The sequence below is a fragment of the Cellulomonas terrae genome (assembly GCF_007990265.1).
Taxonomy (GTDB): domain Bacteria; phylum Actinomycetota; class Actinomycetes; order Actinomycetales; family Cellulomonadaceae; genus Cellulomonas; species Cellulomonas terrae.
This window is the reverse complement of record NZ_BJWH01000022.1, coordinates 1-20,105: the sequence shown is the minus strand read 5'-3', so window position 1 is coordinate 20,105 and position 20,105 is coordinate 1. Positions and strand designations below refer to the sequence as shown.

Below are 20,105 nucleotides of genomic sequence, written 5' to 3'. Positions count from 1 at the left end.
GCACCTCCCTCGGACAGGTGGGCCGATCGTAGGCTCGACCTGTGCACGAGGGTGCTGATCCGACGCGCGCGGCCGACGTGACCGACGCGATGCGCGTCCTCGCGCGCGAGCGCTTCCTGCCCGCCGAGCAGCGCGCCCGCGCGCACGAGGACCAGCCGCTGCCGCTGTGGCACGGGCAGACGAGCTCGCAGCCGAGCACCGTCGCGGCGATGCTCCGGCTCCTCCAGGTGCCGGTCGGCGCGCGCGTCCTGGACGTCGGCTCCGGCTCGGGCTGGACGACGGCGCTGCTCGCGCGGCTCGTCGGACCCGACGGCGTCGTGCTCGGGCTGGAGCTGGACCCCGAGCTCGCCGTGTGGGGGGCGGCGAACCTCGCCGCCTGCGACCTGCCGTGGGCACGCATCGAACCGGCGACGCCCGGTGCCCTCGGGCGACCGGTGGACGGCGGGTGGGACCGGATCCTCGTGTCGGCGTCGCCGAGGTCGCTGCCGGACGTCCTCGTGGACCAGCTCGCCGAAGGGGGCCGGATGGTGATCCCCGTCCGGTCGACGATGCACCTCGTGGAGCGCACCGCAGGCCAGACGCGTGTCACCACGCACGGCTCGTACACCTTCGTCCCCCTGCGCTGACGGCGGCGGCAGGACCTCGCGAAGCGTCCAATTCGCCAGAAGGTGACGAATGCCGTACCTGCCAGTAACGTGCACCGAGCGTGCGCCTGCGTGTGACTACCGTCACGATCCGGTGCACGCATGTCGATCCTCCTCGAAGCCAGGGATGCGCACATGCCACGTCGACCCGTCCTCGCCGCAGTCACCGCCTTGTCCGTCGCGGTCACCACCGCGTTACTCGGCGCCGGCGGCGCATCGGCGGCACCACCGCCCGACGGTCCCACCGCGGGTGACGCGAGGGCGATCGACGGTCGCCTCGACGCCAAGCTCGCGCGCGACCTGGTCGGGGCCCGCGGCACGGTCACCGCCTTCGTCCAGCTCGACGCGAAGTCCGGCAGCGAGGTCACGGCCGACGGCGGCACGCCCGCCGAGGTCAAGGAGGCCGCCGCCGACACCGAGGCCCTCGCCGACGAGGTCGTCCCGCAGCAGGCCACCGCCCGCTCCGCCTCGGCCGCCCCGAAGCAGATCGCGACGCTCACCAACCTCGTCGCGGGCACGCTGGTCACCGGCGACGCCGAGCAGGTCCGTGCGCTGGCGGAGTCCCCTGACGTGGTCGCCATCTACCGCGTCACCCCGAAGACCGCCACGAACGCGCACAACGTCGAGTTCACGCGTGCGCTGAAGGTGTGGCAGGACACCGGCCAGACCGGTGAGGGCGTCCGGATCGGCGTCGTCGACACCGGTCTCGACTACACGCACGCCGACTTCGGCGGCCCCGGCACGGTGGAGGCGTACGAGGAGGCCTACGGCGAGGACGGCTCCGGCTCGGTCCCCGCAGGCCTCTACGACCCGGCCAAGTTCATCGGCGGGTACGACTTCGCCGGAGCCCTGTACAGCGCGAGCGACGACATCGAGGGTGCATCCCCCGTCCCGGCTCCCGACGAGAACCCGATCGACGCCACCTACCTGTCCGGCAACAGCGGCCACGGCACGCACGTGTCCGGCACCGCCGCCGGCTACGGCGTCCTGCCCGACGGCACCACGTTCGACGGCGACTACAGCGGCCTGACCGACGTGTCCGACTGGATGGTCGGCCCCGGCACCGCACCCGACGCCGGGATCTTCGTGCTCAAGGTGTTCGGCGACATCGGCGGCTCGACCAACCTGACGTCCCTCGCGCTCGACCGCGCCGCGGACCCGAACGCGGACGGCGACCTGAGCGACCGGCTCGACGTGGTCAACATGTCGCTCGGCGCGGCGGGCGCCCCTGCCGACGACCCGGACAACCTGCTGATCGACGCGCTGGTGGCGCTCGGCACCGTGATGGTCATGTCGTCGGGCAACGAGGGCGACATCACCGACATCGGCGGCAGCCCGGGCAGCTCCGCGAGCGCCCTGACCGTCGCGAACTCCGTCGGCGCCCCGCAGACGTACGACGGCATGGAGGTCACCGCGGCGACGAACCCGGCGCTCGTCGGGCTCCACTCCGGCCAGAACTCGGTCGCCTACGGCGGCGCGGACGTCACCGCACCGGTCGGCAACCCCGGCAGCAACTTCGACGGCTGCACGACGTTCACCGCCGCACAGGCGGCCGCCGTCGCCGGCAAGATCGCCTACCTCTGGTGGAACGACGACGACACCACCCGGCGCTGCGGCTCGGTCGTCCGCTTCAACAACGCGACGGCCGCCGGTGCGGTCGGCGTGCTGCTGCCCACGGAGCTGACCCCGTTCCCGGCCGGCATCTCCGGCAACGCCGCCATCCCCGGCTTCCAGATGACCGCCGCCACGACGGACCGGCTGCTCCCGGAGATCCTGGCGGGCACCCTGACCGCCCACATCGGCCCCGGCCTGGCCGGCACGGTCGTCGAGGACATCGCAGGCGACATGCTCAACTCGGGCTCGTCGCGCGGCGTGCACGGCTCCCTCGGCCACAGCAAGCCCGACGTCGCCGCTCCCGGCACGCAGATCCTGTCCGCCGCCTCGGGTGCCGGCAACGAGCCGAGCTCCCTGTCCGGTACGTCGATGTCGGCCCCGCACGTCGCGGGCATCGCCGCCCTGGTCCGCGCGGCCCACCCCAGCTGGGAGGCCGAGCAGGTCAAGGCCGCCGTGGTGAACACCGCGACGCACGACATCTGGACGGGTCCCGGCGGGACCGGTACGGCCTACGGTCCGGAGCGCGTCGGTTCCGGTCGCGTCGACGCGTTCGACGCGGTCAACACCAACGTCATCGCCTACAACACGCAGGACCCCGAGCAGACCTCGGTCACCTGGGGTGTCGTGCCGGTGGGTGACACGACGGTCGTCGCCAAGAAGACCGTCACGGTGAAGAACTTCGGCACGACGAGCCAGCGGTACACCACCTCGGTGTCGAGCGCGTCGACCGCGGGCGGGGCCACCATCACGGCCTCCCCGGCGTCGATCACCCTGGCACCCGGGAAGTCCGCGGTCGTGACCCTCACGCTCACGGCCGACCCGGCGACGCTCGAGCGCGAGCTCGACCCGACGTCGGCCGAGGTCCAGATGGGCGTGCCGCGCGACTACGTCGCCCAGGTCTCGGGCCGCCTGGTCCTGACCTCCGGCTCCTCGGAGCTGCGCGTCCCGCTGCAGGCGGCACCGCGGCTGGTCTCCGACCTGACGGCCTCCCCGGTCGCCTTCGCCGACGCCGCCGCTGCGACGGCGGACCTCGCGATCTCCGGTCGCGGGGTCGCCTCGGGTGGCTGGTTCTCCCTGACCACCCCGCTGAACCTCGGCGCGACGAGCCCCAAGCTCGAGAGCACCCCGGGGCTCGTCACCTCGCCGTCGGCGATCGCCGCCGGTGACATCCGGTACGTCGGCTGGGCCTCGACGGCACCCGCGGTCGCCGCAGCCGGCGGCGACCCGACCACGGGCCTGCTCGGCATCGGCATCGCCACCGACGGGGAGTGGGCCACGCTGGGCCGCTACGTGATCCCCGTCATCGACATCGACATCGACGGTGACGGCGCGTACGACCTGGAGACGGTCGTCCAGAAGTACAACGCCGACGCCGACGTGACGATCGCTGCGACGTTCGACTACGACACCGGCGAGAACCTCGACGTCCAGCTCATCAACGGGTTCTCCGGCAGCGTCGACTCGGGCGTGTTCGACAGCAACGTCCTGGTCGCCCCGATCGGGCTCGAGTGGGTCGACATCCCGGTCGGGGCCACCCCGACCGTCTCCGTGTCGACGTACTCCGAGTACGCGCAGGCCGACTCCGGGCTGCTCGACACGGCCGAGTCGTTCACGGTGAACCCGTACGACCCGCCGTTCTGGTTCGACAACGACATCCCGGGCTCGTTCTCCTCGCTCGGCGACGACGGCGTCACCATCCCGGTCCACAAGGGCACGGGTGCTGCCGACAGTCAGCTGCTGGTGTTCCAGCACCTGAACGCCGACACGGTGTCCCGCGTGCAGGTCGTCGACGTCACGGTCCCGGCGGCGACGCCGACGACCACGACGCTCGCGGTCACGGGCGGCAAGAAGGCCGGCCAGGAGCTCACGCTCACGGCCACGGTCGCCCCGGCCGAGGCCACGGGCACGGTGACGTTCCACGACGGGCAGACCGAGATCGGCTCGGCGGCCGTCACGGCCGGCAAGGCGACCGCGAAGGTCAGGCTCGGGGCGGGGGCGCACTCCCTGAGCGCGACCTTCACGCCGGACAGCGGGCTGTACGCACCGTCCACGTCGGCGGTCGTCCCGGTCGACGTCAAGAAGTCGGGCTCGACGACGGCCCTCACGCTGTCGAAGAACTCGGCACCGTTCGGCACGGTCACCACGGCCACGGTCGTCGTGACCGGGGCGTCGACCGCGCCGACGGGCACGGTCGAGATCAAGGAGAAGGGCAAGGTGCTCGGCACGGGCGAGCTCGTCGTGAACGGGCTCAAGGGCACCGCGACCATCGCCCTCCCGGCGGACCTCGCCGCGGGGACGCACCAGCTGACCGCCGTGTACGCGGGCAGCGCGGACGTCACGGGCTCGCAGACGCAGCGGTCGTACCGGGTGACCCACGCGACGACCAGGGCGACGCTCTCGGCGGACTCCTGGACCGTGGCCAAGGGTGCGAAGGCGAAGGTCGCCGTCGCGCTCTCGGGTGCTCCGGTGCCGACCGGTTCGGTGACGTTCACCGTGGGTCTGCAGCGGGTGGCGACCGTGCCGCTCACCGACGGCACCGCCACGGTGACCCTGCCGGCGGCGCAGCGGTCCAGCGTCGTCATCGCGTACTACACGGGCAACGGCGGCTACCTGCCGACGGTGACCGCGCACACGCTGACCGTGCAGCGCTGAGCCTGAGGCTCCTCTGACCTGGGCCGCGTCGACCTCCCGGTCGGCGCGGCCCTCGTCGGTCCCCCGGTCAGTTGCCTGCGGGGACCATCAGCGCCGACCGGGCGACGCGCAAGTTCTCGGGTTCAAGGGCCGCACCGTCGGCGTCGATAGGAGAGGCATGGGATTGTTCAGACGCGCAGCGAGGCCGTCCGACGGACAGGTGGTGCCGCACCCGCACGCGCCTGCCGACGAGAGCCGCTCGGTCGAGGTCGAGCCGCTGAACGCCGCCGAGCAGGTGTGGGCCGCGCAGCACCGCGAGATCATCTCGGGCCTGTGCGCCGGCACCGTCGACACGCAGACGCTCGGCGACCTCTTCGACCGGGTCCAGGCGATCTGGCTGCAGTCCGAGGAGCGTGACCGCACCGACCCGGAGTCGCTCGTGCACGCCTTCGGGGTCTCCGTCGGCGACCTCGTCGCCCAGCGGGTTCCCGGGCTCGTGTGGGGCTCGGCCCGCAGCGACGGCACCCCCGAGCTGGTCCTGACGCACCCGGAGGTCGACCTGGTCGTGTTCCCGGTCGCGGCCGTCGCGACGTCGTGGGGCGAGGCCCCCGTCGGCTGGGTGGCCGAGTACGTCGAGGAGGCGTCGACCGGCGCCCTCGAGATCATCGCCGGGGCGCACCAGCCGCACTGACGACGCGGGCCTCCACCACGAGGGCCCGACCGTCGCCTTAGAAGAGGACGTCCGGCGCGGGCTGCACCGCGACCGCGGGCGTCGGGACGCCGTCACGGACACGGTCCGGCGCGGCCTCTGTGGCGACCGCCGGCACGGGAGCGTCGTCGCGGACGCTCCGGGCGGCGATGCCCGCGAGCTCGTCGGCACGCTCGTTGAAGTGGTCACCCTGGTGCCCGCGGACCCAGACGAACGAGACCCCGCCGGGTCGCGCCGCGATGGCGGCCTCGATGGACTGGATCAGCGCGAGGTTCTGGACGGGCCCGCCACCGGCCGTCCGCCAGCCCTTGCGCTTCCAGCCGGCCACCCACTCCGACGAGCACTTGATCGCGTACAGCGAGTCGGCCTGGATCACCAGGGGCTGGTCGCCGGGGTGCGCACGGATGGCCTCGAGCACCGCCATGAGCTCCGCGACCTGGTTGGTGCCGGACGCGTGGCCACCGCTCGCGCTGGAGCCGTCGTGGTTCGCCCACGCCCACCCGATGGCGCCGCCGGGGTTGCGCAGGCAGGAGCCGTCCGTGCTGACCGTGATCACGGACGTGATTCTGCCGTGCGCCAGGCGCCCGGACGACCAGCGGCGCTCGTCCGAACGGGGGCATTCGGTACACACCCGCTCACGTCGGCGGCGAGATGGGTCGATGTGTCCGCATGACGACGTTCGACGACACGGACCTGTTCTCCGAGGCGTTCCACGACTTCCGCGGCGTCGGGAGCGCGCGCCGTCGTCCGGCGCTGGTGACCCCCGTGGTCATGCTGGCCGCTGCGCTCCTCGTCGCCGTGGGCTTCCTGTGGGCGCGCGGCGGTCCGCTGCTGGCCGACTCCTCCGTCGACGCGTCGACGCTCCTGCCGCAGTTCGCCGCCGAGCAGACCTCCCGCGACAGGCTGTCCTCGGACGAGCTGGACGACCTGCGTGTCGACCGGCGCTCCACCCGGTTCCTCACCGAGACGTCGACCGGTCGGCACTACGCCGCGGTCGGCTCCGCCGGGTCGCTGTGCGTGGTGACCGTGCAGCCGGGCGAGCTGTCCGCCCTCACCTGCGCGCCTCCGACGCGGACCGCGCGGGTCGTCGTGGACGAGACGCTGCTCGTCGTCGCGTCGTCGGGGTCCGTCCCGGCCGCCGCGAACGGCTGGCGCGAGGCGGGCCCCGACGTCTTCGTGAACGACTGACGGCTCACTCGGGCAGGCGCAGGCGCGCACCGAGCGCCGCGGCGGCGACGACCGCCGCTGCGGCGACGAGCACGATGTCCTTCAGCACGTACTGACCCGTCAGGGTCGGCCCGCCGGCCGGGAACAGCTCGCCGAAGAAGAGCACCAGCGGCGACATGATGCCGACCATCGCTCCAGCCAGGATCACCAGGCCGGTGCGCAGGAACAGGCCCGTGACCAGGGTCAGACCGATGACGGTCTCCAGGATCGCCGTGAGCAGCAGCGCCGCCGTCGGTCCGACGAGCCCGAACGTCAGCGTGCCGATGGTCCGCTCGGCGAGCTCCGCCGCCGGGCTCATGCCGGGGAAGAACTTCAGGACGCCGAAGCCCAGGAAGACCAGGCCGAGGCTGATCCGCAACGCGGTGACGGAGTGGCGGGTGAGCACGGTCGCCAGGCCGCCGACGGCGCGGTCGACGACCGACGGGGCCGGAGCCGCGTGGCGGACGAACGTGTTGTCCGGGCTGGGAGCGAATCGCGCGGGCTTCAGGGTGGGGGCGGAGGACATGGTCGTGCCTTTCCGGTCGGCACCCCGGTCGGGGTGCGGCGCCGGCGTCGTCCCCGGCTGGACGTGGCTACCGCTCGGTAACCACGTCACAGCAGGAGGACAGGTGTCCATGTCTGATACGCCCGACTTCGCCCCGTTCGGCGCAGTTCACCCGTCCGAGTGAGCCCTCAGCCCAGGGCCAGCGCATCCACCACGCGCTTCACGCTCGACGACAGGCCCCACCTCTGCGCCAGCGCGACGAGCCCGTCGGCGTCCGCCACGACGTTCGGCAGCCGGTCGTCGAGGTCTCCCACGGGTGCGTCCGGAGCCACCCGCACGACCGCCGGAGCGACCGTCAGGTAGTCCGCCGACTCCACCAGCCGCTTCTTCTGGGTGGCCGTCAGACCGGGGTCGCCGGCGTCGCGCGCGGCCAGGATCCCTGCCAGCGAGCCGTACCGGTGGATGAGCTGTGCGGCGGTCTTCTCCCCGATCCCCGGCACGCCCGGCAGCCCGTCGCTCGGGTCGCCGCGCAGCACGGCCATGTCCGCGTACGCCGGCCCCGACGGCACCCCGTACTTCTCCTTCAGCACCGCCTGGTCGACGGTCATCAGGTCCCGGATGCCGCGGACCGTGTAGAGCACCCGGACCGGGACGGTGTCGTCGACGAGCTGGAAGAGGTCCCGGTCCCCCGTGACGACCTCGACCACGGCGGGGTCCGGCTTCGCCACCTCGCGCGCGACCAGCGTGCCGATCACGTCGTCGGCCTCGTAGCCGGGGACCCCCACCCGCGCGATCCCGAGCAGCGCGAGCACCTCGGCGATGATCGGCACCTGCGGCGCGAGGGTGTCCGGGATCTCCTCCGCGCCCGTCGTGCCGGGCACCTCGGCGGCCACACGGTGCGCCTTGTACGACGGGATGGCGTCCACCCGGAACTGCGGGCGCCAGTCGTCGTCCCAGCACATGACCAGGCGCGTCGGCCGGTGGGCCGTGACCAGCGTCGCGATCATGTCGAGCAGCCCGCGGACCGCGTTGACCGGCGTCCCGTCCGGCGCCTTCACGGAGTCGGGCACCCCGAAGTAGGCGCGGAAGTACAGCGACGCGGTGTCCAGCAGGAGCAGCTTCTCGGTGCGTTCGGCCATGCCGGAGAGTCTGTCAGCAACCACCCACCTCACCCGCGGACCTTGGGCACGACGAAGGCCGGTCGACGTCCCTCCGACGCCGGCCGGCCTCCGTTCTCGTCCCCGAGGAGAGTCAGCTCACCGCGGAGAAGTCCAGCTGCTCGTCGACGACCGCGATCACGCTCCACGTGACCCCGTCGGCGTCGGCGAGCTCGTACGTCGGCACCAGGACCGACGCACCCGTCGGCAGCGTGGTCAGCGCGACCCCGAGGCGAGCCGAGACCAGCGTGACCTCCTGCACCGGCCACGCCAGCGGGCTGCCGGCGGCCGGCGTCGCGGGGACGGTCGGGTCGACCGGCACCGACGAGACGGAGTCGTCGGCACGCATGCCCTCGGCCGCGAGCGGCATCACGCCACCGCCGCCCGACGCCCCGAACCGCGGGTCCATCAGGCGGGCCACCGCGTCCGTGGCGCTGACCACGTCGTAGCTGCCCAGCTCGACCAGCGGCGCCAGGGGCGCGTACAGCGACTGCACCCCGTCGGCGACGAGCGTGACGCTCGCCGTGACGCCCGTCTGCTGGTCCGCGATGACCTGGCTGGCCGTCACGTTGGTGACCTGCGGGCTGGCCGGGTCCGTCGAGGCCGAGAACTGGTAGCCCGCCGGGTCGACGCCGACGGACGCGAGCACGTCCTTCGCCTGCGCGACCGCTGCGTCACCCGTCGGGGCCGGCGCATCGCTCGTGCACTCCCCCGAGGGGTCGACGATCGCCGGCTCCGGCACGGCGACGTCGCCCCCGGCGGCGTCCTCGGCGGGCTCGCCGACGCTGTCCGGCGCCGACCGCACGCAGTTCCACGGATCCCGCGTCGGGTCGTAGTAGGACAGGCTCGCGGTCCCGTCCGGGGACAGCGACACCGACGCACCCGAGCCGTCGTTCGGGCCGACGGACCACGTGCCGTACTCGAGGCGCGGCTGCCCGGAGACCCCGAGCGCCGCGGCGGCGGCCGCGGCCGTCGCCTCCGAGAACGTGCCCGCCGCGTCGAACCCCCACGCGTCGCCCGAGCCGCCCTCGGTCGACAGGCCGTTCGCGGTGAACACGGTCCGGCCGCCCCACCAGGGGTACATCATCTTGGCCGAGTCGTTCATCGCGACCCCGCCGCCGGCCATCGACGCCGCCTCCGGCGCGACCGCGTCCCGCGCCCCGCCGCCGGCGTCGCCCAGCGAGATCGCGGGTGCCGCCGTCACCGTCTCGGGCGCGTTGTTCAGGCCGTACGCGTAGCTGCCCCCACCGACGACGGCCACGCCCGCGACGACCGCCGCGACCTGCAGCCAGCGCGGTGCGCGGCGGGCGCGGCGCGCCGCGAGCTCGTCGCCCGGCGCCGTGACCTCCACACCCGTCCGGTCGGCCACCGCCGTGTAGAGCGCCGGCAGGTTCGGGTCCACGCCCGCGGCCGGATCCGCCGCCTGCAGCCGCGCGAACGCGACGTCGTCGCTGGCGTCGGGTGCTGCCGGCGGGGTGCCGGCTGCCTTCTCGTGCTCGGTGCGGTCGTCCACGGCTCTGCCTCCTGGTTCGGGTTGCCCTCTACCCCTCTTGTGTCCCGACCGGTTCACGGCTTGCACGTCCCCTGTCGACGAAGGCGGCAGTTCACGACGAGGGCGGCAGTTCCACCTGCCGCGCTCGTCGTGAACTGCCGTCCTCGCGAGGGGTTCGGCGGGGTGCGACGGTTGCGGCACCGCCGCTGGCGGCGGTCGGGCGGCGGCCCGGTCAGGCCTCGGCTGCCGCCCAGACCTCGCGGAGGCGCGCGCGGGCTCGGCTCAGGGCGGCGTCGGCGCCGCCGCGACCGATGCCGAGCACGTGCGCCAGCCCTTCGCCCGAAAGGCCCTCCCACGCGTTCAGCAGCAGGATCTCCCGGTCCCGGGGGCTCAGCGCACCGAGCACCTCGCGGACGCGCTCCTCCTGGATCGCGCGGACGGCGGGGTCGTCGGCGTCCACCTCGTCGGGCACGTCACCGACGGGGATCGGACGACCCTTGCGGCGGTGGTTCGCGACGACGAACCCCGCGGTGCGGTACAGCCAGGGCAGCTCGGCGCCGTCCGGCACCTCGGCGCGCCGCCGCCATGCGACCGTGAGCACGTCGGCTGCGAGGTCCTCGGCCTCGTCGCGACCAGCACGTCGGACCACGAACCGGTGCACCGCGGGGGCGTGCGCCCGGACGAGCGCCTCGAACCACGCGGAGTCGTGCAGGGCGCCGGGCGCCGACGCCGCAGCGTCGGTCGGGTCGGCGACGGCACCGGGGGTCGGGTTCGCCGGGGTGCTCGGGGGCCTGCCGTCCGCGTCGTCGGCCATGTCGTCCACTGTGCCGGACACCGGGCCGCCGGACCCCAGCGACGTGCCGTCCGCGGTCGGGACGGTCTCGCTGTCGGGCGTGCTCGGTGTCAGCGGCACGGTGCTCCCCTGCTCGTGGTCGGACGAACGCTCTCACCTGCTCTCTGTCGCGAGCGCGGTCGATCTTGCACGACCACGACCACGACCTCGAGATCGGCAGGCGGGCAGCTCGCCGAACCCGACACCGGGGACGTTCACCGCCGGATCGCGGCGCCCCTGTCAGGTTCGAGAGGACAGACGACGGTGTCAGAGGCCGTCGGCGACCACCGCGGTGACCCGGAGCCAGGCGTCGCGCGTCGTCGTGCTCAGCGCGTCGTAGTCGATGGGCCCGCCGGCGACGAGCGCCTTGTCGTGCGGCACGTCGAGGACGGCCCGGGTGAGCGCGCCGAAGTGGGACCGGAGCCGCTTCTGCAGGTCCTTGTCGACCTTCGGCTCGGGCGCGGACAGGACGGTGACCGCGCGGCGGACCGCCTCGTCGTGCCCGGTGGCGCGCAGCGCGTCGAGCGCCCAGGCGGCCGACTGCGCGGTGTCCTCGCGCACGGTGGAGACGACGACGATCTGGTCGGCAGCCGCGACGGCGGCCTGCCAGTTCGAGGCCCGCATGTTGTTGCCGGTGTCGATGACGAGGACCCGGTAGAACCGGGACAGCACCTGGTGCAGCGACGTGAACGAGTCCGCGTCGACGGACGACGCGGAGGCGGAGTTCTCGTCGGACGCCAGGACGTCGAACTGCTCGCTGGGCTGCGTGCGCACGAACCCGTCGAGGTCCCCGATGCGGACCGTGCCCGCGGGGCCGAGCGCCGGCAGGGCGTTCAGGAGGTCGACCGCCGTGCGGGTGTGGTCGGCGTGCGAGGACCGCCACCCGAGGGTGCCGCGCGTCTCGTTGTTGTCCCAGGCGAGCGTGTACCCGCCGCGCTGCAGGCCGAACGTCGCGGCCAGCAGCATCGTCGCGGTCGTCTTGTGGGCGCCGCCCTTGGGGTTGATGATCACGATCGTCTTGGGGCCGTCGAGCGTCCGCCGCACGGAGGCAGCGGCGATGCGCCGGCGGCGCTCGTCGCGCCCCGGCCCCGGGGACACCGCACCGAACGTGAGCCGGCGGACACCGGCCTGCCAGCCGTGCTCGGCGGGTCCCCCGGCGGCGGCCGGGTGGCGTGCGGCGAGGAGGTCGTCGAGCGTCGGGAGCGGCTGGGACGGTGCTGCGGGCGTCCCCGGCCGGGTGTCGTCCCGCGCGGGGTCGGGGGCCGTGGTCTCCGGCGCGCGCGCGGTCGTCGCACGCGTCGCCGCAGGTCCGCGGGTCGCGGCCGGGGTCGCACCGCTCGCGGGCCCGGAGGATGCCGGCGCGGGGGTCGGGGGGATCGCCATCGTCGGCGGGGCGACCGGTCCGGACCCCTCAGCACGGGCCGACGGGTCCACGGCGGACGGCGGCGTCGGCGGGGCGGTCAGCGAGGCGGTCGCCGGCAGGGTCGGGGTCGGGCGGTCGGTGCCCGGCTCGGGCGTCACCACGTCCTCCGTGGCCGCGGGGTCGGGTCCCGGCGGGGTGTCGCCGGGCTCGTCGTCGAGCGCCCCGGGCGCCTCGTCCACCAGGCCGTCGGCGTGGATCAGCAGCGACCACACCCCGTCGGGGTCGCGGACCTGGACCGGCACGGGCTGCCCGACGGTGCCCGCCAGCTCCGCGATCCGCGTGGTGATCGCCGCCCCCGCCTCGGCGAGGTTCGCCATCCGCACCCGCTCGACGACGCCGTCGATCGAGATCTCGCCGGTGCCGTCCTCGCGCACCTCGGCGCGGATGTCGGGCAGTCGGGTCGTCGTCGTCGACGCGTTCTTCCCGTCGGTGCCGTCACTCATGTCGTGGTTGCCCCTCGCTCCTGGTCTTCCGACCCCGAAACTACGCCGCGCGGGGCCCGCGTGCATCGTGGAACCGCAGGCCAGCGCAGTACGAATGGTTCCGGGAGGTGCCCTGAGCAGGGCACGACGGGCCGCCGCGTGAGATCGGGCACCGTCGGACAACCCGGGCGTGTCGAGGCACCGGGCCGTCACTCGTCGGTGCGGACCTCGAACCAGACCGTCTTCCCGTCGGGGTGGACCTGCGTGCCCCAGGCCGACGAGAGCGCCTCGACCAGGGCGAGCCCGCGACCGCTCGGGGCCGTCGGCTCGGGGTGACCGACCGTCGGGGTGCCGCCACCGGTGTCACGCACGCCGACCCGGACGACCTCGCCGTCGATCCGGACCTGGACGCGTACCGCCCCCGAGTGCGGGCCGTGCACGACGGCGTTGGACACCAGCTCGCCCGTGAGGAGCTCGACCACCTGGTTCGATGCCCCGCCGATCCCGGCACCGGCGATGGTCTGCATCACCCAGTGCCGCGCGGCCCGGGGGGCGGAGCGCTCGGCATCCACGACGAGCTCGTCGTCGATGACGTGCGCGTCACGACGACGCGCACTCTTCGCACTCCGCAGGTCCCGTACGTCTCCCACCCGCCCAGCCTGCCCGACCCGGTCCGTTCCTGCCCGAGGTGACCACGGACGCGTCCGGGTGAACGGGCTCAGCCGAGCTGCACCAGACCGACCAGGTTGTCCTCGGAGTCGCGGACGAACGCGTGCCGCTCGTCGGTGCCCGCGGGGCCGAGGGTGTCGTCCGTGTGGCGGAAGATCACGTGCGGCTCGGACTCGACGACGACGCCCTGGCCGCGCAGCCGTTCGACCGTCGCGGCCACGTCGTCGACCCGCAGGTAGAGCAGCGCGGACGGCGCACCGGCGTCGAGCAGCAGGCGGACGCCGTCGAGGTCGAAGAAGAGCAGGCCCGGCGGGTCGAACCGGGCGGTCGGCGGCCGGCCGAGCAGGTCGGCGTAGAACGCGGCGGCACGATCGAGGTCCTGCGCGTGCTGGGCGACCTGCACGAGTCCCATGCGCCCATCGTGCACCTCGCACGCCCGTTCTGAGGTACCTCAGACGGTCCCGGCACCACCTCAGAGGCCGGGTGACCCCACTCAGACCGACCGGGGCGGAACTCCGGGGCCAGGACCCGTCGACCGACCGATCCGGCGACTGCCGCCTCACGACGAGAGTCGTCCTCGTCAACGAGAGCCGGGCAGATCGTCCGGCGTGAATGAGGAGGACACCATGGCTGACTTCTGGGGGCCTGGCCTCGACGCCGAGCTCGCCTACCGTCACGAGCGCCTGTTCACGGCGCTGCGCCACACCCCGTACGGGGACACGCACGACCAGCGCGGTGGGGAGCACGACGACCTGCTCGCGGCCACGACCCACGAGCCCGGCTCGGCGCACGCCGCCGCCGCCACGTCGACCGCTCCGGCAGCCCCTGTGCAGCCCGCTCGCCCGAAGGTGAGTGCGCAGCGTGGGTGGCTGCTGCGAGGATCGGAGTCATGGCACGCGGCTCGATGAGCACCCCCTTCGTCGCCCGCGCGCAGCAGGTCGACCAGCTCACGCTGGCACTGCAGCGCGCGGGCGTCGGCGAGCCCGCGGCGGTGCTGATCGGCGCCGACGCCGGGGTCGGCAAGACCCGCCTGCTGCGGCACGTCTCCGAGCTGGCGGACGCGGCCGGTGCGCGCGTCGTCGTGGCGCACTGCGTCGACCTCGGGGAGATCGGCCTGCCGTACCTGCCGTTCGCGGAGGCCCTGTCCCAGCTCTACGCGCTCGACCCCGAGGCGGTGGGCGCGGTCGTCGCCAACCGTCCCGCGCTCGCGCGGCTGCTGCCCGGCCCGTCGGGCGGGGCCGCCCCGGACGACCAGTCGAACCGGCTGCAGCTGTTCGACGGGCTGGTCGAGGTGCTCGGCGCGGTCGGCCGCCCGGGGCACCCGCTCCTGCTGGTCCTGGAGGACCTGCACTGGGCGGACGCCTCCAGCCGCGACGTGCTGCGCTTCCTCGTGTCGCGGCTGCGCGACCAGCACCTGCTCGTCGTCGCCAGCTACCGCACCGACGACCTGCACCGTCGGCACCCGTGGCGGCCCGTCGCCACCGAGCTCAGCCGGCACCCCCGGGTCGAGCGGCTCGACCTGTCGCCGTTCACCGACGACGAGCTGCGCGAGTTCACGACGGCGCTGAGCGGCACCCCGCTGACGGAGTCCACGCTGCGCCGGGTCATCGACCGGTCCGAGGGCAACGCGTACTTCGCGGAGGAGCTCCTGGAGGCCGGCGCCGAGGCGGACGAGCTGCCGTGGTCCCTCGCGGACGTCCTGCGCGCCCGTCTCGAGCTGCTCGACCCGACGGTCCAGCGGCTGGCGCGCATCGCGTCGGCCGCGGGCCGCCGGGTGTCGGAACCCCTCCTGCGCGCGGCGGTCGTCGCGGACGGGGACCCGCAGCTGACCGCCCCCGGCGCGGTGGACACGGCGCTGCGGGAGGCGGTCGCGCACCACGTGCTGGTCGGCGAGGACGAGCTGATCGCGTTCCGGCACGCCCTGCTGGCGGAGGCCGTGTACACGGACCTGCTGCCCGGGGAGCAGTCGTCGCTGCACCGCGCCTACCTGCGCGTGCTCCGCGACGACCCGACGCTCGGGCCGTCGTCGCAGCTGGCCTCGCACGCGCTGCGCGCCCCGGACCTGCCCACCGCGCTGCGCGCGTCGCTGGACGCGGCCGACCAGGCGCACGAGGTGCTCGCCCCCGCGGAGGAGCTGCGTCACCTGGAGGTCGTCCTGCGCCTGTGGGAGGCGGTCCCGGAGGTCACCGCGACGCTGGCCGGCGACCACGTGGACGTCCTCGCCGCCGCGGCGGCAGCCGCGAGCAGCGCCGGGCAGGTCGACCGGGCCGTCCAGCTGGCGCGCGCCACCGTGGAGGAGACCGCGTCCGACGTCCCGCGGCAGGCGGACCTGCGGACGACCCTCGCCCGGTACCTGCTGGGTGTGGAGAGCGTGCACGACGCGCTGGAGCAGTCGTCGCGGGCGCTCGCCGACCTGCCCGACACCCCGACACCCGCGCGCGCCTGGGCGCTGGCCACCTACGCGCGGGGCGCACTGAACGCAGACCTCGACGACGAGGCCGTGGCGAGCGCGACCCGCGCGGTCGAGCTGGCGCGGGAGATCGGGGCCGCCGACGCGGAGTCCGACGCGCTGACCACGCTGGCGGTGCTCGTGGTCGACGACGAGAACCGTGCGGCGGAGCTGCTGCGCACGGCGCTGACCCGCGCCCGGGAGGCCTGCGACTACGCCACCGAGCTGCGCACCATGTACAACCTGGCGAGCAACCGGTACTACGCCGGTGACCTCCCGGGGGCCACGCAGGTGACGGCGGACGGTGTCGAGCGCGCCCGGGCGCTCGGCATGACGTGGAGCGTCTACGGGGTCGAGCTGCACATGTTCACGCAGCTCATCCGGTACGTGTCCGGCGACCTGACCCCGGCCGCGATCGGCGGCGTCCCGGACGAGCTGGCCGACACGCTGATCGCGTTCAACCTGTACGCGGCAGCTGCCCGGGGGGACTCCGACGCCGCCGAGCGCGGTCACGCCCTGGAGCCGAGCTGGTCCCGCGACGGGCTCATCGCCCTGGTCGCGGGCGGCTGCACGGTCGACGCGCACACGTGGCGCGGGGAGCTCGACGAGGCGATCGCGCTCGCGCTGCGGCTGCTGGAGCACCTGTGGCGGGCGTGGTCGGACTACTTCCTGGGCGGCATCTGGCTGGTCGCCCTGGCGATGAGCGCCCTGGCCGACGCCGCCGCGCAGGAGCGGTTGCTGGGACGCGACGTGTCCGAACGGGTGGCGCTGGGCGACCGGCTGCTGGAGCGCGCGCGGACGACGGCCGAACGCGGTCGTCCGCGCGGCGGGCGGCTCGGGCCGGAGGGTCGGGCGTGGCTGGCGCGCGCGCACGCCGAGCACTCCCGGCTGACCGGCCTCAACGACGTGGACCTGTGGCGGGCGACCGTCGCGGCGTTCGACTACGGGTACCGCTACGAGGTGGCACGCAGCCGGTTCCGGCTCGCGGAGGCGCTCCTGGAGGCAGGTGACCGCGACGCCGCACGCGACGAGGCCGGGCTCGCGCTGGCGCACGCGGACGCCATGGGCGCCGTCCCGCTGGCGACGGCCGTGCGCGGGCTCGCGCGCCGCGGTCGGCTGGACCTGCCGGGCGTCCGCGTCGCTGGCGTCGACGTGCTCACCGCCCGCGAGGCCGAGGTGCTGGCCCTCGTCGCGCAGGGGCTGTCCAACCGGCAGATCGGGGAGAAGCTCTTCATCTCCGCCAAGACGGTGTCCGTGCACATCTCCAACCTGCTGGCGAAGCTCGGCGTCTCGGGCCGTGCGGAGGCCGTGTCGGTGGCGCACCAACGGGGGCTGATCGGTGCCGGTTGACCTGGGCACGCGCGACGACCTGCCTCTAGGTTGAAGGGCATGTCGCCGTCGAAGACCCCCGCGGTCGAGCTCGAGGTAGTCGGCCGGACCGTCCGGGTCAGCAGCCCGGACAAGGTGTACTTCCCGGAGCGCGGGCTGACCAAGCTCGACGTCGTGCAGTACTTCGTGTCTGTCGGCGACGGCATCCTCGGTGCCCTGCTGGACCGGCCGACGACGTTGGAACGCTGGCCGAAGGGCGTCTTCGAGGGTGCCAGGCTGGCCACCCGGATGGACTCCACGGGCGACGCGTTCTACCAGAAGCGCGTCCCGCAGGGTGCCCCGGAGTACGTGCGGACGGCGCGGATCACGTTCCCCAGCGGCCGCACCGCCGACGAGGTGGCGCCCAGCGAGCTGGCGGTCGTGGCGTGGGCCGCCAACCTGGGCACCCTGACGTTCCACCCGTGGCCGGTCGTCGGCGACGACGTCGACTCCCCCGACCAGCTGCGCATCGACCTGGACCCGCAGCCCGGCACCGACTTCGACGACGCCGCGCGCGTCGCACCGCACGTCCGGGAGCTGCTGGCGGAGCACGGCCTGGAGGGCACCCCCAAGACGTCGGGCGGCCGGGGCATCCACGTCTTCGTGCCCATCGAGCCGCGCTGGTCGTTCGTCGAGGCCCGGCGGGCCACGATCGCGTTCGGCCGGGAGCTGGAGCGCCGGATGCCCGCCGAGGTCACGATGAAGTGGTGGAAGGAGGAGCGCGGCCAGAAGATCTTCATCGACTACAACCAGATGGCCCGCGACCGCACCATCGCCTCCGCGTACTCGATCCGCACCAACCCTCGGGCGACGGTCTCCGCACCGCTGCGCTGGGACGAGGTCCCCGACGTCCACCCGAACGACTTCGACGTGACGACGATGCCGGCGCGGTTCGCGGAGGTGGGCGACCTGTTCGCCGCGCTCGTCGGGCACGCGCAACCGCGGGGGTCCATCGAGTCGCTGCTGGAGCTCGCCGACCGCCAGGAGCGTGAGGAGGGCCAGGGCGACCTGCCCTACCCGCCCGAGTACCCGAAGATGCCCGGAGAGCCCAAGCGCGTGCAGCCGAGCAAGGACCGTGACCGCCCCCGCTGAGCCCGCGGGCGCCATCGTCTACGCCTCCGCCCGGGGGCGCTGGATCCTGTTCGCCACGGTCCTCGGCTCCGCGATCGCGTTCATCGACGCGACGGTCGTGACGATCGCGCTCCCCACGATCGCCCAGGACCTCGGTGCGAGCACCGCGGACCTGCAGTGGACCGTGAATGCCTACGCGCTGACGCTGGCCGCGTTCCTGCTGCTCGGCGGCTCGCTCGGGGACCGCTTCGGCCGGCGCCGGGTGTTCCTGGTCGGCATCGTCTGGTTCGCGGTCGCGTCGCTGCTCTGCGCGGTCGCCCCGAGCATCGGGGTGCTCAACGCGGCGCGCGCGTTCCAGGGCGTCGGCGGAGCCCTGCTGACACCGGGGTCGCTGGCGATCATCCAGGCCACGTTCCGCGGCTCGGACCGCGGGCGGGCCATCGGTGCCTGGTCGGGGCTCGGCGGCATCGCGGGGGCGGTCGCGCCGTTCCTCGGCGGCTGGATCGTCGAGGTCACCACCTGGCGCTGGATCTTCGGCATCAACCTGCCGCTCGCCGCCGTCGTCGTGTGGGTCTCGGTCCGGCACGTCCCGGAGAGCGCCGACCCGACGGCCGTCAAGAGGCTCGACATCGCCGGCACCGTGCTCGGGGCGCTCGGCCTGGCCGGTCTGACCTACGGGTTCACGGTGTGGACCGAGCGCGGCACCCCCGACGCGCTGGTGCTCGGCACGCTCGCGTTCGGGGTCCTCGCGATGGTGGCGTTCGTCCTCGTCGAGTCCCGGGCCACCGCCCCCCTGCTGCCGCCCGCGCTGTTCCGGTGGCGGCCGTTCGCGGGCACGAACGCGGCGACGCTCCTGATCTACGCGGCGATCTCGGGGCTGTTCTTCTTCCTCGTGGTGACCCTCCAGGTGGTCGCCGGCTACTCCCCGCTCGCCGCCGGCCTGGCCCCGCTCCCGGTCACGGTGCTCATGCTCCTGCTGTCCCCGCGGGCGGGGGCGCTGAGCACGATCATGGGCCCGAAGATCCCGATGACGGTCGGCCCGCTGGTGTGCGCGGTCGGTGCGGTGATGCTCGCCGGGATCGGCCCCGACTCCCCCTACCTGACGCACGTCCTGCCCGGGGTCCTCGTGTTCGGCCTCGGCCTGTCCGCCACCGTCGCCCCCCTGACGACGACGGCGCTCGCCGCCGCGCCCGACCACCTCGCCGGGGTCGCCAGCGGCGTCAACAACGCCGTCGCCCGCGTGGCCGGCCTCCTGGCCATCGCGGTGCTGCCGCTCGTCGCCGGCGTCGGGTCGACCCTCACGGACCCCACCTCGCTGGAGCCGGCGAACCGTGTCGCGATGATCGTCTGCGCCGGGCTGCTCGCCGGCGGCGCGGTGATCTCGCTGCTGACCGTGCCGTCGAGCACGGACGCGGTGCGCCCGACGTCCTGAGGCTCTCAGCCCCGGAACTCGAAGTGCCAGTACTCCGGGTTCGAGCCGTTGCGGCCCGCCCACGACGGCGACACCCACCCGTACGCGGGGCCGTTCGCGACCAGCCAGTCGCGCTGCGGGGTGTCCCAGCCGTACTCGCAGGGCAGCTCGGGCACGTCCAGCGCCAGGCCGGTGCCGTGCGAGGACGTGCCCGGCTTGGCGGCCACCGACCCGAGCGCCGCCCGCATCGCCACCTGGGTGTCGTAGTCGCGGTACGTCAGGTCCAGGTCGAGGTCGTGGCCGAACTGCGCCCGGAACGCGGTGTTCAGGCGCTCGAGCGCCCCGGCCGCCGCGTTCGTCAGGTAGTACGGCGTCCCGCGCGGGTCGACGTCCCACGAGATCGCGCTGAGGGACTCGGGGGGCAGCTTGCCGTTCGAGCCGTCGCCGCCGGCCGTGGCGGGTGAGGTGTAGAACGGCGGGCCCGTGTAGGTGGTGTCGCACG

At 74.0% G+C, this 20,105-nt stretch carries 17 protein-coding genes; 8 read left to right on the top strand and 9 right to left on the bottom strand.

From position 1 onward, the window contains the following. Positions 1–41: 41 nt before the first annotated feature. From CTE05_RS16705 to CTE05_RS16695, 3 genes are all read left to right on the top strand, one after another. Positions 42–626: a protein-L-isoaspartate O-methyltransferase family protein gene (locus CTE05_RS16705; protein WP_281286197.1), complete on the top strand. Its 585-nt coding sequence runs from the start codon at positions 42–44 to the stop codon at positions 624–626. A 153-nt stretch (positions 627–779) separates the two neighbouring features. Beyond that, positions 780–4,910, top strand: a complete 4,131-nt coding sequence (locus CTE05_RS16700; protein ID WP_146847438.1) for a S8 family serine peptidase — start codon at positions 780–782, stop codon at positions 4,908–4,910. A 202-nt stretch (positions 4,911–5,112) separates the two neighbouring features. After that, positions 5,113–5,580: a DUF3806 domain-containing protein gene (locus CTE05_RS16695; RefSeq protein WP_186814910.1), complete on the top strand. Its 468-nt coding sequence runs from the start codon at positions 5,113–5,115 to the stop codon at positions 5,578–5,580. A gap of 37 nt (positions 5,581–5,617) precedes the next feature. Here CTE05_RS16695 and CTE05_RS16690 read toward each other — a convergent pair whose 3' ends face one another. Next, positions 5,618–6,154 (bottom strand): ribonuclease H family protein, encoded by a 537-nt coding sequence (locus CTE05_RS16690; protein ID WP_146847436.1) that lies wholly within the window; start codon positions 6,152–6,154, stop codon positions 5,618–5,620. Between the two features lie 113 nt (positions 6,155–6,267). Between CTE05_RS16690 and CTE05_RS16685 the strand changes: the two genes are divergently transcribed. Next, positions 6,268–6,786: a hypothetical protein gene (locus CTE05_RS16685; protein ID WP_146847435.1), complete on the top strand. Its 519-nt coding sequence runs from the start codon at positions 6,268–6,270 to the stop codon at positions 6,784–6,786. A gap of 4 nt (positions 6,787–6,790) precedes the next feature. Here CTE05_RS16685 and CTE05_RS16680 read toward each other — a convergent pair whose 3' ends face one another. The 7 genes from CTE05_RS16680 to CTE05_RS16650 form a co-directional block, all read right to left on the bottom strand. After that, a complete protein-coding gene (locus tag CTE05_RS16680; RefSeq protein WP_146847434.1) occupies positions 6,791–7,330 on the bottom strand; it encodes a DoxX family protein in 540 nt (179 codons plus the stop codon). A 167-nt stretch (positions 7,331–7,497) separates the two neighbouring features. Continuing rightward, positions 7,498–8,448, bottom strand: a complete 951-nt coding sequence (locus CTE05_RS16675) for a 5'-3' exonuclease (RefSeq protein ID WP_146847433.1) — start codon at positions 8,446–8,448, stop codon at positions 7,498–7,500. Between the two features lie 112 nt (positions 8,449–8,560). Then, positions 8,561–9,979 (bottom strand): hypothetical protein, encoded by a 1,419-nt coding sequence (locus CTE05_RS16670; protein WP_146847432.1) that lies wholly within the window; start codon positions 9,977–9,979, stop codon positions 8,561–8,563. Positions 9,980–10,190: 211 nt separating this feature from the next. Beyond that, the gene (locus CTE05_RS16665) at positions 10,191–10,871 is read right to left on the bottom strand and encodes an RNA polymerase sigma factor (RefSeq protein ID WP_307724300.1); all 681 of its coding nucleotides are present in this window, start codon (positions 10,869–10,871) and stop codon (positions 10,191–10,193) included. 186 nt (positions 10,872–11,057) lie between these two features. Then, positions 11,058–12,656, bottom strand: a complete 1,599-nt coding sequence (locus CTE05_RS16660) for a chromosome partitioning protein (RefSeq protein ID WP_146847431.1) — start codon at positions 12,654–12,656, stop codon at positions 11,058–11,060. A gap of 188 nt (positions 12,657–12,844) precedes the next feature. After that, on the bottom strand, positions 12,845–13,285 hold the full coding sequence (locus tag CTE05_RS16655; RefSeq protein ID WP_146847430.1) for an ATP-binding protein: 441 nt from the start codon (positions 13,283–13,285) through the stop codon (positions 12,845–12,847). Between the two features lie 68 nt (positions 13,286–13,353). Continuing rightward, positions 13,354–13,716, bottom strand: coding sequence for a VOC family protein (locus CTE05_RS16650; RefSeq protein WP_146847429.1), 363 nt, complete (start codon positions 13,714–13,716; stop codon positions 13,354–13,356). Positions 13,717–13,930: 214 nt separating this feature from the next. Here CTE05_RS16650 and CTE05_RS16645 point away from each other — a divergent pair, with 214 nt between their 5' ends. The 4 genes from CTE05_RS16645 to CTE05_RS16630 are packed head-to-tail and all read left to right on the top strand — an operon-like array spanning position 13,931 to position 19,624. Continuing rightward, positions 13,931–14,212 (top strand): hypothetical protein, encoded by a 282-nt coding sequence (locus tag CTE05_RS16645; RefSeq protein WP_146847428.1) that lies wholly within the window; start codon positions 13,931–13,933, stop codon positions 14,210–14,212. After that, positions 14,194–17,103 (top strand): helix-turn-helix transcriptional regulator, encoded by a 2,910-nt coding sequence (locus tag CTE05_RS20765; RefSeq protein WP_281286196.1) that lies wholly within the window; start codon positions 14,194–14,196, stop codon positions 17,101–17,103. The genes CTE05_RS16645 and CTE05_RS20765 overlap by 19 nt, the downstream gene beginning before the upstream one ends. A 39-nt stretch (positions 17,104–17,142) precedes the next feature. Next, positions 17,143–18,213, top strand: coding sequence for a non-homologous end-joining DNA ligase (gene ligD, locus CTE05_RS16635; protein WP_146847427.1), 1,071 nt, complete (start codon positions 17,143–17,145; stop codon positions 18,211–18,213). Further along, positions 18,197–19,624, top strand: a complete 1,428-nt coding sequence (locus CTE05_RS16630; protein WP_146847426.1) for a DHA2 family efflux MFS transporter permease subunit — start codon at positions 18,197–18,199, stop codon at positions 19,622–19,624. Before ligD ends, CTE05_RS16630 begins: the two co-directional genes overlap by 17 nt. A gap of 5 nt (positions 19,625–19,629) precedes the next feature. Here the strand turns inward: CTE05_RS16630 and CTE05_RS16625 are convergent. Then, positions 19,630–20,105 (bottom strand): M15 family metallopeptidase (locus CTE05_RS16625; protein WP_186814909.1); only part of this gene is annotated, 476 nt, incomplete at its 5' end.